General features: G+C 36.2%; 12 protein-coding genes. All 12 read right to left on the reverse strand.

Features of this window, described 5'->3' with window-relative positions; translation table 11 throughout:
• Positions 1 to 340: 340 nt before the first annotated feature.
• On the reverse strand, positions 341 to 868 hold the full coding sequence (locus BUA89_RS18035; protein WP_083531735.1) for a hypothetical protein: 528 nt from the start codon (positions 866 to 868) through the stop codon (positions 341 to 343).
• Between the two features lie 12 nt (positions 869 to 880).
• Positions 881 to 1,414, reverse strand: a complete 534-nt coding sequence (locus tag BUA89_RS18040; protein WP_228420620.1) for a hypothetical protein — start codon at positions 1,412 to 1,414, stop codon at positions 881 to 883.
• The gene (locus BUA89_RS18045; protein ID WP_072961732.1) at positions 1,411 to 4,152 is read right to left on the reverse strand and encodes a COG1470 family protein; all 2,742 of its coding nucleotides are present in this window, start codon (positions 4,150 to 4,152) and stop codon (positions 1,411 to 1,413) included. The genes BUA89_RS18040 and BUA89_RS18045 overlap by 4 nt, the downstream gene beginning before the upstream one ends.
• Positions 4,145 to 4,945, reverse strand: coding sequence for a WxL protein host-binding domain-containing protein (locus BUA89_RS18050; RefSeq protein WP_072961734.1), 801 nt, complete (start codon positions 4,943 to 4,945; stop codon positions 4,145 to 4,147). The genes BUA89_RS18045 and BUA89_RS18050 overlap by 8 nt, the downstream gene beginning before the upstream one ends.
• A 100-nt stretch (positions 4,946 to 5,045) precedes the next feature.
• A complete protein-coding gene (locus tag BUA89_RS18055) occupies positions 5,046 to 5,621 on the reverse strand; it encodes a hypothetical protein (protein ID WP_072961737.1) in 576 nt (191 codons plus the stop codon).
• 220 nt (positions 5,622 to 5,841) lie between these two features.
• Positions 5,842 to 8,187, reverse strand: a complete 2,346-nt coding sequence (locus BUA89_RS18060) for a phosphocholine-specific phospholipase C (RefSeq protein WP_072961740.1) — start codon at positions 8,185 to 8,187, stop codon at positions 5,842 to 5,844.
• Between the two features lie 290 nt (positions 8,188 to 8,477).
• The gene (locus tag BUA89_RS18065) at positions 8,478 to 9,953 is read right to left on the reverse strand and encodes a SusD/RagB family nutrient-binding outer membrane lipoprotein (RefSeq protein ID WP_072961744.1); all 1,476 of its coding nucleotides are present in this window, start codon (positions 9,951 to 9,953) and stop codon (positions 8,478 to 8,480) included.
• 19 nt (positions 9,954 to 9,972) lie between these two features.
• Positions 9,973 to 13,113, reverse strand: a complete 3,141-nt coding sequence (locus tag BUA89_RS18070) for a SusC/RagA family TonB-linked outer membrane protein (protein WP_072961747.1) — start codon at positions 13,111 to 13,113, stop codon at positions 9,973 to 9,975.
• Between the two features lie 188 nt (positions 13,114 to 13,301).
• A complete protein-coding gene (locus BUA89_RS18075; protein WP_072961750.1) occupies positions 13,302 to 14,906 on the reverse strand; it encodes a BamA/TamA family outer membrane protein in 1,605 nt (534 codons plus the stop codon).
• Between the two features lie 153 nt (positions 14,907 to 15,059).
• Entirely contained in the window at positions 15,060 to 15,854 is a 795-nt protein-coding gene (locus tag BUA89_RS18080) for an SDR family oxidoreductase (RefSeq protein WP_072961755.1), read from the reverse strand.
• 158 nt (positions 15,855 to 16,012) lie between these two features.
• The gene (locus BUA89_RS18085; protein ID WP_072961758.1) at positions 16,013 to 16,498 is read right to left on the reverse strand and encodes a hypothetical protein; all 486 of its coding nucleotides are present in this window, start codon (positions 16,496 to 16,498) and stop codon (positions 16,013 to 16,015) included.
• Positions 16,499 to 17,725 (reverse strand): 3-phosphoshikimate 1-carboxyvinyltransferase, encoded by a 1,227-nt coding sequence (locus BUA89_RS18090; RefSeq protein WP_072961760.1) that lies wholly within the window; start codon positions 17,723 to 17,725, stop codon positions 16,499 to 16,501.
• Between the last annotated feature and the right edge of the window lie 5 nt (positions 17,726 to 17,730).

The following is a 17,730-nucleotide window of genomic DNA, read 5'->3' on the forward strand; positions in this document are numbered from 1 at the left end:
CACAGAAGTTAAGCCCACCAGCGCCGATGGTACTGCTAACGCGGGAGAGTAGGTCGCCGCCAGTTTTTATTAAAAGTCTCATAGATTATTCTGTGGGACTTTTTTTTTGTTTGAAACTCAAAGAAATCCAGGCTTAAAACTCAAAGAGTTAGCTTTGCCTATTGCCTATTGCCTATTGCCTATCGCCTATTGCTAGAAGCGTTCATGATGACAACAGATGCTAATAATTATGACTTAAACCTAGCCCCGATTGCCGCGACATCCTTTTTTGCAAGGATTTTGAAATGGCAAAAAAGATATAGCAGAAAGCGGGATTTAGCTCCTGAAAATAGTTTTATTTTTATGGGCCAATTGTAAAAACTAAACGGCTATTATAATTTCCGGAAGGAATGGTTACAGAAACTCCTGATAATTGTATTTGTATAGGAATGTTTGAAAATGTTGAAAGCGATACACCGGAGATAATTGAAAAAAAATCAACAGACGTACTTAGTGGGACAGGGATATAGGCTGTATTTCCCCCGGTCATGCTGCATCCGATACAAAGGCTACCGCCGGTTCCCGTTCTTTTAACGGAAAGAATGAGAGATGAATTCCAGGTTGGGTTTTGTAGGTAATGAACAGAAATTTTTGATGTTGAAAGTGCAGGTACGGCAGCCGTTATTAGAACTTGGTTTGTTGCACTTTCATAGGTTCCGAGATAATTATTTCCTGCTTCAGTAATGGCGGGAATTGTGGGTGCCCAGGTTCCTGTTACGGTAATGGAACGGGTTTGAGCCAGCAAATGATAACTGATTGTAAAAATAACAACCAAAATACTTTTTACTGTAAATATTTTTAGCTGGGTAATAATATTGTGGAAATTCATTTTTTTTTTACTTTATTCGGTGATAGTGTAGGTTATTATAACAGGAGTCGAATTTCGGGCTGTTATATTAGCATACGTATTAGTTGTAAGAGTAATGGTTAATCGATGTCCATTGGTATTCCCATTTCCGGTAAAACTTCTGCCGATTCCGGTGATAATGTTTTGTGCTGTTGTTCCTAAAGTAATTTGTGCTGTTGGTGTTCCCAAAGTTCCGCCACCGCCAGATGCGGCTAAAGCCTGTATCCTTATATCAATCCCGGGAATAACAGGATTAATAGAAGCTGTTATTCTGCGGCTGACTCCGGTGGTAGGATAAGCTGATGTATAATTAATCCATTTGGTCGTATTTGCTGCCGGAGTGGTTACCGGATTTCCTGCTTCTGTAGGGGCCGTATAATTCATAGCAATTGTTCCGGAAGGTTCGACATCCATTAGAGTAACAGAAGGTAATGTTAAGGAAATATCAGCATTCCCTGAAGTTTGTGAAAAAACACCACAGGATAAAATGAGACAGGTTAGTATATTAAATTTTATAAAACTCATCATCTTCTTCTTGCGTCGTTATAGCTTACTTTTATATTTTCCTGTTGATACTTCACTTCTGTTTTTTGCTTGATTACATTAATTGTAATTTTTTTCTTTTCAGAAGCTTTCAGGGTAAACTGCTGGGTATCGATCGGTATTTTAAATCTTTTGTCTAGTCCGTTTCTGTATACTTTTAATTTCCAGTCGCCGGGGCGGAGATAAGTGAAGTCAAAACTTTCACCAATTACTGCCATCTTTCTAAAAATAAGGTCGTCACTTGAAACTTCAACAATAATATTATCATTTCTTTTCTTATCTTTTTTGATAGGATATTGTGCGAAGTTTACCTGATTGTCTGCCTCCGTAAATTGAATATTTCCCTGAACCGTTGCGGCACCTGTCATCCCAAAATTAAAAATATTCTCTTTATGGGTTAAAGCTAATGAAGCAGGAATATTTACAGTAGAGATGTCATTAATATCTGTACTCGATCTGTCAATTTCTAAAACATAATCTCCGGGGATAATATTTTTAAAAATATAATTGCCATTTTTATCTGTTATGGATAGATGGCTTCCCAACAACAGTCTGATGCCTTCAACTTTTCTTACCCCGAGATTTTCTATATTTCCGGAAAGTGTTGTGTAATCTGCAATTTTTTGCGTCGGAACATTCATACGAAAAGTATATCTCAGGGAGAATATAAAATCTTTATTTCCCAATTCTCCACGCTGTAGGGAATATCTTCCTGAAAGATCAAATTCATGTCCCGGAAAAATCTGTTGATGAAATAATATTTCAAAGAGATTTCTGTCTCGGTAATAATCTTCAGGAATATAATTGTTTTGATAAAATATGCTGAAACTCGTCTTATCCGAAAGTCTGCTTAAGATACGTGCACCATAATAGATTTGCTCCTGTTTCTGCAGTTCGTAGCGCGATGTAAGAGCGTAGCTTCCATAAATATTAAAGGAAGTATTGAATTTTATAAAGTTGATATTTGCCGTATAAAAACTCGTGTTTCCTGAAAATCCGGTCAGATAATTGTTGGTTTTCCCGAACTGACCTTGTACATTGACATTAAAGATACCCAACTGCTGATCGATAGTAAATCTCAAAAAGTTTTCTTTATAATCAAATTCTTTCGGCAGCAAACGGTCTTCATATCTTTGGTAGCCTCCGTAAAGTTGAATATTTCCATTCTTCAGATAACGGTATTGAATTCCGTATTGCAGGAATTTCCGATAGGGAGCTGCATACAGTAAGGTATCCCGTTGGAAATTTTTGGCATCCTGGACGAAATTTGCCAGTAAACTGATTTTTTTTGAAAGGCTATATTGAACATTTCCGTTAAAATTTTCAGTATTATTAAAATATCCTGCGTAATGCGGGCTTGTTTTCATATACATCAGATTTGCGGTCAGTTTTTCGAAATTTGCCGCAGTCTGGATCATATAAGCCGTTCCATCATGTTCTTTGGTTTTGCTGTAGGATGTTTCTCCGGAAACTTCTATTTGATCGGTCAGTTTAAATTTTCCTGTAACATACGGCAGATGTGCATTAGAGATCAGCCTGATATTAGAATAGCTTAATCCGAAATCTTCTTTTCTGGGAATTTTGTATAAATATCCGGCAGTAATCTCAGATTCTTTGGCTATTTTAACTTTCGAAAAGATGTTAAATTCATCTTTAATATCTTTAAAAAATCTTGGATGATTATAGAAACCACCAAAGCTTACTGTTTTGAAATCAAAACGGACTTCAGCACCACGGCCATATCTGGCATATTCCGTAAGAAAGGAAGACGAATAATTTTTGTCTCCGAGATGAATATATAAATTGTCTCGTCTGTAGTTCACAAAATATTCTTCATATTGGGTAAAAGAATTGAATTCCACAGGATTTTTTGTAATAGCATGGAATTCCAACTGGCCTTTATTGTCTTTATCCAAACTTCCTTTTCCGTAAATCTCCCCCTGAAAACCATCCTGATAATCGCCTCTGTTTTCCATACCAATAAAATTGACTGAGGTTGCCACAGGTAATCTGTGGAAAATATCGTCTTCAACAGGCTTTATCGAAATGATTTTTACACTTGAATATGCAGTTTGATTCTCTTTTAAATGATCTGCAGAATATACCGTAAGATTCAGGTTTTGATATTCATTTTTACCAAGATCGGAATTGGTTGTTTTTTTTACGGTAATGATCTTGCTTTCTCCCGGAGGTAAAATTAATGAAGAACCTTCTTCAATAATGGCGTTTTTACTTTCTAAAATCAAATTCTCAGAAACATTCCCATTATTTTTTAACAGAAAAGTAGATGTAATCGTTTCTCCGGCTTTTACAAATTCAGGAGTATGAAGATGGTTCACTGTAAGTTTTCTGCTTCCGGCAACAAAAAACTCTGTTTTTTTTATCAGTTTTTCACCGGTATTTTTTTCTGTTCCGGTTAATATTACAGAATATTTTCCCTGTAGAGTTTCGGTGGCAATTTTTAAAGGAACAATGTAGACGCTATTTCCGTTGGCGGAGATTTTTAATTCTCCATGTTGTAAGATAGGGGCAATATGAGAATTTGAAGTCTCAATTGTAATATCGTAGATTTTGTTTTCGGAAGCCTGATTTTCCAGCGTAAAAGAAATAGAAGTAGTAACTCCCGGCAGCAGACTATCTTTTTTGCTTACAAAATTTTTTTTCTGAGCAAAAATGAATACCGGAAATAAAATAAATAGATATAAAGCACAGTTTTTAATCATTCTTTACGTCTAGTTCCACATTGAGGGCGAATGCATTCTCATTTTCATCCGTAGCAATCAGTACTGCATTGTAGCTGTCCGGAGCTATACCGCTGATATCAATATGGAAAGATTTTGAGGTTTGTGGTAATAATCCCGACGCAAGACTAGAGAAACTCCCCAGCTTTTGTCCGTTTTTTTTGTTATAAATTTCAACGTTTATCGTTGGTTTGCAATAAAGATTTCCTTTATTGGCCATAGCAACTTTTACAATCTGCCTTCCTTCCTCTTTTTCGATTTTTACGCCTTCAAACTTCAGATCCGGTTTTGCATTTTCCGAATCTATATCTGTAATCACCTGAATGGCATAACGGATAATTGAAGTAATATTTACGCCCTGTTTATTATTGTCAGGCTTTATTTCTTCTACCGGTTCTACCATAATTACACTCCAATAGCTTCCCGGTTCGGCAATCTTATCAGGAACAAGAATTTCATAATGGATTTCCGTTTTTTCTTTCCCTTTTAAAGTAACCAGATTGGTGTTCATTTTAATCCAGTCGCTATTGGTTTTGCGATTGGTATGAGGGGCTGTATAGTTGGTGGTGCCGTCTGCATTATAACTGTAGTCCTGGAGAAAAAGTTTTACGCTTTGTGACTGTTGGCCTGTATTTTCTATTTCAATCTTTCCTTTGTATACTTTTCCATGTTCTACCTGATAACTATGGGAAAGCCCGTTCAGAACTACAATACTCGCTTTTAAAAAAGATAACTGAAGAATAAAAATTGCCAATAAAAGAATCCGCTTTAGCATAAGGATGTAAAGTTTAGTGTTTGATACGTTGATAATACAAGACCAAGAAGAAAAAGATGACAATTTCTTCTTGCTTGTATAAGATGGAATTTAGGACAGGTTAATTGTCCGAAATAGTGTAAGTAACTGTTGCAACAGTGGTAGCAGTTGCCTGTAGATCTGCATAAACTGCAACTCCACCAGGACCACTTCCCGGAGCCAATGAATACGTCAGGTTATGACCGTTATTAGCACCATTGCCTGTATAAGCACTTCCTATTCCCGAGATAATAGTCTGGTCTGCAGCACTCAGTGTAAGCTGAGCTGCGGGAGTTCCTAATGTTCCTCCTCCGGCTCCTGTAGCCGCCGCTGCAGTTACACGGATATCAACTCCGGGAATAATAGCATTTAATTTTACAGATACGTTACGAGTGGGATCAGCAACAGACTTAATAGAAGAATAATTAAGCCAAAGCGTGTTATTGGCTGCATCTGCAACAACCGGGTTACCTGCTTCAGTAGGTGCTGTAAATCCTAGTGTGATGTTTTTTGTAGCGGCAGGTTCAATGTCTACCAAGGCTACCTCCGGTACAGAAATCGTTATTGTATGATTGTCTGTGTTCGTGTCTTGCGCATACAGATTCGCCGAAGCAAATGCAATTAAGGACAATGTTAAAATTGAATTAAATTTTTTCATGGTGGTATATTAAGTAGCGTGAAGTTAATAAAATTCAACAAAGTATGAAATATTTTTAACAATAATTTTTTATACTTATTGTTTCGTTATCAATATATTAAATACATTTAATTTATTCCGAATAATACGAAGGAAACAGCAGATAATTTATGATCCGGAGCATAGAAATAAAAAGTCTCATACATAATGTATAAGACTTTAAATAGCAGTTTGTATATTTTTATGCCCAATGCGGGTCTGAAACAGATGTTTTTCCGGTTTCTGTTCTTCCGGCAAAATACCAGATATTATTCCCGGATTTTATTCTAAGATCGTACCAGCCTTTTGTTTTCTCTATATCAATCTGAACTTCGGTTTTGTTTTGCTGTATGGAGATTTTCTTTTGCGTATTTTTATACAGATCTTCAATAATAAAATAAGCATTGCTGGCAGAATCGTTTGTGATCATTAATTTTAATTCATTTGCCGAAAGACCGTTCATTAACGAGACTTTTACCTGAGGAACCTGATCTCCTTTGAAATTTCTGTAAAAACCATTCGGACCGAAAACTTCATAATCATATTTTCCCGCTTTTACGGTGTGTGACAATTGCTGTTTGGAATATAAAGCATAAGAAAAATGGAAATTATCATTATCAAAATTGGTTCTGTCATACATTAATAACGGAACGGCTCTTTCTTTGAGATTTACCATTTTAATTTTTCCCTCTTCAAAATTCACGTGATAATTATACGGAAGCGCATTCGATGGTTTTAAACCTCTCTCCTGAATTTCCAGTAAATTGTGATTCAATTCCTCTTCAGCATACCATTTCAGATTAGGAATGGGTTTATTTTTGGCTGCATTGATGGTTTTTGTGTAATCTTTTTGATTTAAATAATCCATCTGAGGAATTTTTACATTCGATGAATTAAACGCTGAAGTCAGGTCTCCGCAAATTGCTCTTCTCCAATCGCTGATATTTTCAACCTTCACATCTTTATTGAATTTTTTGTGAATAAAATTTTCTAAAAACATCAACACAGACGTATGATCTGAAACTTCAGAATTTACAAAACCGCCTTTTGTCCAAGGAGAAGCGATAATCATCGGAACCCTGAAACCTAATCCAACCGTTCCTTCAATTCGCTCGTGATCTTTCAGCTTTTCCTTCAGCATGTATTCCTGGTTCTTATTTACGTATTCTACACCGTCTTTCCCGTTGATATCAACAGGTTGACTCGGATTCATCGGGGGTGCGAAAGGTAAAACATGATCGAAATATCCATCATTTTCATCGTAATTAATAATGAAGATTGTTTTTTTCCATGTTTCAGGATCTTTGGTTAAAATATTTAATACTTCAGAAATGTACCAGGCCCCGTACCAAGGCGAACCGGGATGATCGGAAAAATGTTCCGGGGCAACCAGCCAGGAAACCAACGGCAATTTTTTATCCTCAACATCTTTTCTGAATTGGAATAAAACATCACCTTTCGGAACAACCAGTCTTTCACCGGTTTCATCTTGTCCGATTTCTAAGTTCCAAAAATCCGGATCGTTGAAATTGGTGGTAAATGCTTTTTCGTGAAGGTTTTTTTCTTCCTGCGAAAGTTTAGCGTAATTATCCGGGTGATATTTAATTTTGTCTTCTTCTAATTCAGCAATCATTCCTTCCAGTCTTTCTTTTTGGCTTGGATTTTTTTCAATTTCCTTTTTTAAATAAGAAATAATATTCGGAATGTTCTGATAATATCCTTTCGAAAATTTTACATTAAAATTTGAAAACCATTCAATCGGATTGTCTGTGAAATTGCTCAGCCAGGCTTCCTGCTCGCCGGACATTCCTTTCGGAAGACTGATTTCGTTCTGATAAATTTTCCATGAAATATTATTTTCTTCTAAAATCTCCGGAAAACTTTTCCATCTTGCCTGATGGTTTTTATCGTAATCGATATTTTCGTTGTAAACATTTGCTTTTACTTTTCCGCTTTGCTGTTCACGCAACGTTCCCGACCAATGAAACAGTCTATTGGGCGTCGTTCCTGTTAAAGACGAACAAAAATATTGGTCGAAAATCGTAAATGCATCCGCCAGCTGATAATAAAACGGTAAATCCTCACGATTGTAATAGCCCAACGTCAACGGAATATCCTTGTAATCTTTGTTTCCGGAAGCTTTCGATTGTAACCATTTGTCATATTTTCCTTTATTCAAAGCTTTTTGCTGATTGTCCCAAGAGTGGGGAAGCGAGCTCATCCAGGTAGATTTTGTATTTCTCAAATCCAGACGGGCAGGAGCGGCATATTTTCCGGCATCATTTTTCTGAAAGAATGCCGAATGACCATCCTGTTTGATAAAAGTTCTTTGATCTAAAAATCCTCTCACCCCTTTCAGCGCTCCGAAAGCATGATCGAAAGACCGGTTTTCCTGCATTAAAATAACCACATGTTCCGCATCATAAAAGGTGGACAGAGCGGCAGGTTCAATCTCCAAGGCCTTTAAAATTGCTGGGTGTAAAATACTCGAAGTTCCCAAACCAGCCAGTAAAAGGCTCGATTTTTCTAAAAATTCTCTTCTGTTCATATTGAATGGTAATAGAAAGAAACCGCAAGTTAAGAGGTTTTTCCTTGCGATTTCTTTTATTTAATATTAAAATTATTTATTCTCTGTTTAAAAATTATAATCTCAATTTTTTTAATCTTAATAAGCGAAGTTTATTTTCTATTTAAACATGAAGGATTTAAGAAATTTTATATTGCTAAGAATTAAGTCAATAAATTGATTTTCTTAAGCTTTTTAAGCAGGAGTTATTTCAAATCTTAATTTCTTAATGTTTGAAAATATGTATAAAATTTTAAACAAAGTTCAACGTTTTACTGTAACCACCAAGGTTTAGAATTGATATTGTCATTTCCTCCGTATTGTGCAGCCAAAGCAGCCTGAAGATTAGCACTGTTATAATTGTACTCCGACTGTGGATATCTGAATCTGAAAGGTGCCGAAACTCCTGTCTGTAAAGGATAATTCGGGAAACCGGTTCTTAGATAATCGTAGTAGGAAGTCCATTGTGCCTGGTGAAACATCGTCATGTACTTTTGGGTCATGATTTTTTCTAACTGAGTCGGTAATGTCGCGCTGTTATCGTAGATAACCAATGGGGTTGCCAGATAATTATTCACATCAAATCCTGCAAAATATTGATTTGAATTTTTAACATAGGTTTGATAAAATGTGAAGCTTGCCTTGATCGCGTTATCATAATGTGTTTTTGCCGATCCGGAAATCCAGCCTCTTGCTGTAGCTTCAGCCAAAATAAATTCCAATTCCGAATAGCTTAAAATGGATGAAGGTTCGTTGGTCGCATCCTTGTAAAAACGGTCGTTGACCTTAGAGATATTTTTTGCGGTAATCAAAGCTGCGTTGTCAGAATACGGAGAAGTAGGATTTCCTCCGTTGTAACCCGTGAAATCGGTAATCGGTTTTCCGGCTTCTTTTGCTCCGGTTGTCTGCGCTGCGAATGTAAACAAACGCGGATCCTGTCTTGCTTTAAACAAATCAATAAAATAATTTGCCATATATAAACTGGAACCGTACCCACTGTTGTTGAACATCGTGTATCTACTGTCGGCGGCATCTGCAAATTTCAGTTCACCGTTGTCTGTAACAGAAGTCATTAAAGACTGGCTTCCCGCGATAGAAGCGAATTCTGTAGCGACATTGTAACTTCCGAGAGTTGTTTTTTTAGACATCGTCATTAAAATTTTCAGACGGAAAGAATTGATTAACTTTTTCCATTTGGTGGCATCTCCGTTATAGACGATGTCACCTTCAATTTTATCGTTGGAATTAATTAAATCATTGGCTTCTTTTAATTCCGTTAAAATTCCTGCCATCACTGTTTCCTGAGAATCATATTTCGGCTGAGTGATTTGTGATTCTCCTTTTACCGCTTCCGTGTAGGGAATACTGCCGAACCTTAAGCTTAAATTAAAGAAATAATAGGCTCTGTAAAATTTCCCAATCGCCTGATAATTTTTATTGTTGATCTTTTCTGCTTCCTGCATCATTTTTACGGTATTCAAAAGACCTTTGGTGTATACGTCAAACGAAGCGTCGCTCCATTTCATATACTGGTAGGTGTTTTCCCCGTCGGTTCCGATCATCATTCTTGAAGCATACATATTGTCACCGTTTACCTGAAAAGCATTGGATGAAACATATGTCAGCAAAAATTTTGGATCTACACTTGCCTGATCATTTGGATTTTCGTTAATCTTATCAAGGTTTGATTCACAAGAAGTCAAAGCTAATAATCCGACAACAAAAATTGATTTTATAATATTTTTCATTTTGATTTAGACGTTTTAATTAAAATTTAAGATTAAACCCAACTCCGACCCATCTGCTGGAAGGATCCTGAATATCATTTGAAGTTCCAACTTTGTAATCCGGATCCGAATACAGGTTTTTAGATTTTTTCCACATTGCAAGATTGTATCCTGAAACATTTACCGTGAAGTTTTTCACAAATCCTTTTGGATTCAGCAGATAAGAGAAATCATATTCAAGAATTACAGATCTCAGTTTTACGAAAGTTCTGTCGAACACGTTGGCAAATAATTCGCTTTCATCTTCCGTCACTCTCGCCTGATAAGGATAGTTCTGTGCCCAATCCTGGAAGCTGATAGCCTTGGTGTGTGGAGTGTAAGTTCCGGTTGCAGCGTTATAATTCACACCATCTGGTACGAAATAATAAGTCCCCGGATTCGCATATTCAAGATCTCTGAACTGTGTAGAGTTCGGATGTTTACCTCCCCACCACATTTTTTCTACCACCTGCGATCTCATCACGCCTCCAATGCTTCCGTCGATTCCGATATTAAGAGTGAATTTTTTATATTTAAAGGTGTTGCTGAAACCAAACGTCCAGTCGGGATTAAAATGTCCCAGATTTGTGGGCGTTGTAGCTCTTGTCGGCATACCGGTATTGGCATTCAGGATCACTTTTCCGTCCGGAGATTTTTGCCATGTATAATCGTAATAGCTGTCCATTCTTTCACCTAATTTAATATTGTTATAATTCGGCATATTATTGTAAATGGAAGTCAGTTTCTGTTCGTAAGTACTCCAGTTGATCAAAGATTTCCAGGAAAAGTTGGCAGTTTTAATGGGTGTTAAACCTAATGAAATTTCAAGACCTTTCGTTGTATATTTGTTTCCGTTAACGTATTGAGAAGTAAAGCCTGAAGATTGTGCTGTCGGGAACTGAAGAATATTGTTGTAATCCAATGTTCTGAAATAGGTAGCATCTAAAGTGATTCTATTGTTGAATAAACCTGCGCTTAAACCTAATTCATACGATTTTGTCTGTTCCGGCTTTAATGAATTTTCAACATTTAAAGTAGTCGGGTAATAATAGGTAGGGTTTCCGTTGAAGGTAATTCCGTTATTGTTAACATAATAATTCCTTATCGAATAAGGCTGGAAATCATATGCTACTTTTGCCCAGGAAGCAGATAATTTTAATAAGCTTATAGCTTCAGGCATTGTAACCAGATTCGAAACTACGGCACTTAATGAGGCAGAAGGGTAGAAGTATGATCTGTTGGCTTTCGGTAAGGTAGAAGACCAGTCGTTACGCCCTGAAACGTTTAAGAAAAAGGCATTGTACAAACCAATATCAATCGTTGTGTAGGCACTGTAAATAAGCTTTTCTTTTAGATAATCATAATACTTTACCGCTCCGTTGGAATTTTCCAATGTATACAGTTCCGGAATTTTCAAACCATCCGTTGAAGCATTATCAACATCATTTTTATAATAAAAAGCCGAACCTCCGGCATTGATGGTGAAATCAAAGTTTTCCGAAATTTTCTTTTTATACGTTGCTAATACATCGTAGTTAAGGTTCCAGGTTTTGGTATCGTTCAAAATATATCCTCCGCTTCTCGGAGCACTGTAGTTGAAATAAGAATAGGGACTTAAAATTTCCTGCTTATTGTGATTTTCAACCAATGAAATTTTTCCTTTTACCGAAAAATCTTTTGTCGCTTTATATTCTAAACCGGTTTGCACATTGATGACATTGGTTCTGTTTTTATTCTTATAATATTCGGCTCCGAACCACGGATTATTATACCATGCGTAGTTCCAGTTTGCCTGTGCTTTGCCTTCCTGCCCCGGGATCCAAAGGTGGTTTTTAAGATCTCTTCCGTCTACATCGCCTCCCATCCAGATCAGAATCGTATACATGTGCCCGCTTGGGTTGTAATCGTAGTTGGGAATATTGGGAGTGAAAGTCTGATTAAAATTAAACTTCGTATCAAAAATCAATTTTTCTCCGATATGATTTTCGGAAGAAAAGTTCACTCCGTAACGTTGTAAATACGATTCAGGAACCCGATCATCATAATTCATAAAATTCCCGGAAAGCCTGTAAACGTCTTTATTGTTTTTATAACTTATCGCAAAATTATTATTGTTGATGACCGCAGGTTTCAGAAAAATATCAAGGTTATCATGATATTTCCAGTCGATCGGAACTCTTTCATATCTCGATTTGTCATTGTACTGGCTTCCGGCAACACCTCCGTACCAAGGGATAACTTCTCCCGTCTGCTTATCTCTGATCGGGCTGTTCCATTGCGCAATCTTTAATCCGGGAACAAATTTAGGCCCCCAAATCATGTCTCCATCGTTTACTCCACCGTCTGCCCCGTCCCAGAATTCATACTTTCCATGCGAACCGTTTCCGTACTCTGTCTGTGTTTTGGGAAGGTTGGTAAATCCTGCCGTTACCATTGTATTTTGAGAAAACTCGACTGTAAAACCTTTCTTTTTAGCGCTTTTAGTAGTAATCAAAACAGCTCCGAACCTTCCTCTCGAACCATAAAGAGCAGAGGCAGTGGCTCCTTTCAACACGTTGATATTGTCGATATTATTTGGATCTAAGTTCTGGAAAACTGTTTTTTCTACAATCACCCCGTCGATGACAAAAACCAGATTCGAGTTTCCTCTTAATGTAAATTCCGGAGCCTGCTGCATTCCTGTAGGGTTTGATACATTTAAACCTGCCACTTGTCCGGAGAATAAATTTCCGATACTCGGTGTGGTAATGGTTTCAAATTGTTTGGTTCCTACCTCCTGAGTGGAATATCCTATCTTTTCTTTCTTTTTGGCGATCCCTAATGCTGTGATCACCACTCCGTCAATTTGTTTTTCATTGACTTTTTTCAGAACAATAGTGTAGTTTCTTTTATTTGAAACCTCAATGAGGTAGGCAGAAAAATCCGGAGAGAAAAATTCCAAAATATCCTTTGGATTTGCAGAAATGGTAAAATTTCCGTTTTCATCTGTTGTGGCAGATTTTCCGGTATTTTTATCGGTAACGTTTACTCCGGATAGGGAAGTACCGTTTTCGGATTTCACATTTCCGGTAATATGAGTTTCCTGAGCGGAAAGATAAAGAGGAAGTAAAAATACAGCACACGTAGCTAACGTTTTCTTCATTTTTTTGAAGGCAAATTTAGCGAGGTACTGTTACCTGAATTTTAAGCTGATATTACAATAAATATATGATTTCAATATGAGACAATAATAAAAATTAATACAATGATAAAATCTGAAATTGTGGTAGTATCAGAAATTTTTTGCTTTTTTTAATAGTATTATTTATATAGGTATAAAAGTACTTTCCGTTAAAATCTACTCAATATTCCCCAATGGATTTTGATGTCATTAAACTTAAAAGGATTTCCGAATTCATTACCGTTCGAGAGCTGGAAACTCATCAAACCGATCGGAATAAAGAAATTGAAACCGAGTCCGACACTATACAGTTTGGGTTTCACATTTAGGGACTTATTGTTGAGCTGCCCGTATTGCCCGAAAACATCAAAAAACGCCTGATTTCCAATGAGGTACCGGTATTCTAAACTTCCGTAGTAATAGAAGTCGGCGGCGAGGGAACTTTCATTGAATCCCCGCATGGAATTCCATCCTCCGAAACGATACAATTCGTTGGCAGAAAACTCAATCTTGGAATCCATCATGGCACCTTCCGCTTTAATGTTGAGGAAATGATTTCCGTTGATGTGATAATTATGTTCCCCGAAAAAGTAAAACTGATTTTGCGGGGATCTGATGTTGTCTTTGGTATACGTCGTCGTCAGATAATCATAGCCGCCATTTATTTTTGTTTTGTAAAGGAACAGGTCGATGTCGGTAGGTTCTACCATTTCAAACCAGATCCCGATCCCTTTTTTATTATAATCTTTTCCCTGAACGTACAGTGTATCGATAATGCTGGAGCTTTCAAAAGTTCCTCTAAGCCCTATTTTATTTCTGGAATTAATGTGATAATAAAACGCAGGAAGTGCCTTCACATTGGCAAAAGTAGAATCCTGACGGAAAATATTCACTTTCATATTTAAGCCGACATTGGATTTAAACAGATAAGGAATATCCGTCTGAAGGTCGAAATTCTGACCTTTATCAGGGTTTCTCTGCCAATACAGGTTAATCAACTCAAAGCCGTTGAAAATATTCCTGAAATTAACATTCAGGGTTCCGTTTAAGGTAAATTTATCCGTTTTATCATTTCCAAAACCAATTACCCCGTCGAAGCTGTTGGTCTTTTTCTTTTCCATAAAGAGATAAATACTCGTGGAATCTTTAGTAAATAAAGTCTGCGGAGGACGTTCAAGACTTACGAACTGATGGCTTTGAAAACTTTTATTAATTGCAATCAGGTTTTTATCGTCATAGGTTTTTCCTTTGAATTCTTTCTCGAGATTTTTAATAAACCTTTTGGGAACGCTGGTGTAGCCTTTCACTACAAAATTATTGATCGTTCGTTTATCGTTTTTATTAATATCAAGCTCAACAATGGGATAACCGTTTTTCTGCCCTTTATATTTAGATTTTATTCTGCTGAAAGCAAAACCGTCGTCAATATAGGTTTTATTGATGCTTTTTTTTGTTGAATCTAGATTTTTAGTGAAAAACTCTTTCTGTATTTTAGTTTTCTGAGAAATAGAATCCGAAAGATTAACGTAAGTCTCGTTGAAGTTTTTTCCTTTATCAAAAATAATTTCTGTGCTGTCCCCTTTTTTCTTTACCTCTTTCAGTTGGGTGAAAAAATAGTTGTTTTGGGCTAATGAATCCAGAAATTTTACAGCCGAAGCAGAATCTTTTACCTTCTTTTTGACTTTAGTTTCTGAGTCGATGAGGAAATAATGTTTCTTCTGCGCCTTTACAAAAACGCAAAACAATACAAAAAATATTTTTAGAAATAACTTCAATGCTAAATTTATTTAACCATTAAGATTAATCATTCTGATTTTAATCGGAGTGAGAATAAAATCTCTCTTAATCATCTTAAATTCTTGAAATATATTTTAATGGTTTAAAAATATATTTAATTTTTAAAATAAAATTTGTTTTAATAACTGAAACTACGCCAGTTTATTATACTTCTTCATCAAATTCTCATAGGTCCCCTGCGGAAGAATCCATTTCAAAGGAACTCCGATTTTCTGCCCGAATTTACCAAAATAATAATGAGCTTTCCATTTATTTTTGCTTAAAAGCACATCAATATATTCAGCCACTTCCAAAGGTTCCGTTCCGTCGCCCACGTGAGAATTCATCAAAGCATAAACTTTATCAAAGACATTTTTATACGGTTCTGAAACTTTTGTTCGCACCCGGTTTTCGGCGATATTCGTTTTGATATCACCTAAATGCAACGAACAGACATTCACATTCCAAGGGTAAACTTCGTATCTCATCGCTTCAGTAACTTTGTCTAAAGCTGATTTTGAAGCCGAATAAAATCCACGGAAAGGCAGTCCCATTTCACTTCCGATACTGGAAACATTGATGATTTGTCCAAACTTGTTTTCTCGCATTTTCGGCATTACCGCACTCATCATCTGAACGGCTCCGACAAGATTTAGATTAAATAATTTTAAAATATCCTCTTTCGAAGAATCTTCTACAGCTCCTACCATTCCCATTCCGGCATTGTTGATCAGGACATCAATCCTGTTTTCTGTTTTCAGAACTTCCGCAATCGCATTCTGCACGGCATCATTATCCGTAACATCGGTCGGAATAGATTTGAAATACTGACTTTCGGTGTGCTTTCTGCTCAGGCCATAGACTTTATGACCTTTCTTCCCGAAATATTCTGCTAATACGAAACCAATTCCTGATGAGGTTCCGGTGATGATTATAGTTTTATTCAATTTTTTAAGTTTAAAATGTTAAGCCAATATCCTCTCTTTCAATCATGTTTGTTTTTACAAATTTAGTATAACCTTTAGAATTATAAAGTTTTCCAATTCTTGAGTATTAAGAATTGATATTGGTAAAATGATTAAGAAAGAGATTATTTTTTTAGTAATTATAACCCGAAATCTTCCTTTTTTACTTCTGTATCTTCCAAATAACACATACAGCCTTTTTGAGTTTTGTAAAGTCCCGTAATCTCAATTTCTTTACCATTAGTATCTGTTATTGTAATTCCAGTAGAAAATGATTCATCTTCTGCATGATAGGTTCTGAAGATTTGATATTTATAATTGTTATTTTTAAATAATAAATAATTAAGATCCATTCCTGCGTTCTGTTTTCCTCCGCCTCTATGATAAGAATTGTATGTAAACTGCTTCCAGCTTTCTTTATTTCTTTCTTTTGGAAATTCCATTTCAATTTTGTTTTTAGTTCCAAAACGATACTGAATGTATTTATTGTTTTTATCTTTTACCAAAGTCATTTTCTTTCCATTTTTGGTTTCAAATGAATAGATGACTTCTTCATTCGGTAAAAGATGCTGCGCCCGAAATGTCAAAGAAATTAAAAGATATATGATGAGAAGAAGCTTTTTCATTTAATTTTCATTTAAAATAATCTTCAGGTCTTCCCAAAACATTGGGTATGACTTTTCCACTACATCTTCTTCTTCAATATGCAATTCTTTCATCAGACAAAATGGAGCAAAACTCATTGCCATTCTGTGATCCTGATAGGTTGCGATGGAGATATTTTCCTGTGGTTCACCAAAGCTGATTGATTTTATCGTTAAATCCGTAAATTCTGTTTCTGTACCCAGTTTTTTCAGTTCGTTATGTAAAGCCAGCAATCGGTCGGTTTCTTTTACTCTCAACGTTCCCAATCCTGAAATTTCAAAAGGTATTTTCAAACCTGCGGCTGTTACACAAAGCGTTTGTGCGATATCCGGACAATTGTTCATATCCAAAACGATCTTTTTAGGAAACTGGAAATTTTCAATAGGTTGAAGCTTTAATTGATGCTCTTCTTCCGTGAAAGTTGTTTTAATTCCGAAAAACTTCTCGTAAATTTCTGCAATCGCCGAATCTCCCTGTGTAGATTCTTTGTAAAAACTTTTCAAATAAATTGTCTCTCTTCCCAACGCCGCAAAAGAATAGAAATAAGAAGCCGAACTCCAATCGCTTTCTACTTCGTAGTTGACGGGTGATAATTCTTGGTTGATTGTTGATTCTACTTTAATCGTATTGCCAACGAAGCTGTTTTTAATTCCGAATTTGGTTAAAATATCCAAAGTCATTTCAATATAAGACCTTGAAGTTACTTCACCCACTAAGTTGATTTCCAGACCATTTTCTAATTTTCCCGCAATCAATAGGAGGGAAGTGATAAACTGACTTGAAATATTTGCGGGAACATCAACTTTAGTCTCGGTAATTTTTCTACCTGTAATTTTCAAAGGCGGAAAACCTTCATTTTCTAAATATTCGATTTCAACGCCAAGATTTTGTAAAGCCGTTACCAGATTTTTGATCGGTCTTTCTTGCATCCTTTTGGAACCTGTCAGAATCGTCGTTTTTCCATCCTGAATGGAATAATACGAAGTTAGAAAACGCATCGCCGTTCCCGCATGATGGATGTCTACCGTTTCAGTTTCTTCCGAAAGTGCCTTTTTCAGCAATTGGGTGTCCTGAGAATTCGACAAATTCCCGATTTTTATGTTTTTAAACAAACTTTCTAAAATCAACAAACGATTCGAAATACTTTTCGAACCGCTGATTTGTATGGTTTTGTTTCCTTGTAGTTTTGATTTTTCTAGCTTCTTCATTGTTC

The sequence above is a fragment of the Chryseobacterium arachidis genome (assembly GCF_900129245.1).
GTDB lineage: Bacteria > Bacteroidota > Bacteroidia > Flavobacteriales > Weeksellaceae > Chryseobacterium > Chryseobacterium arachidis.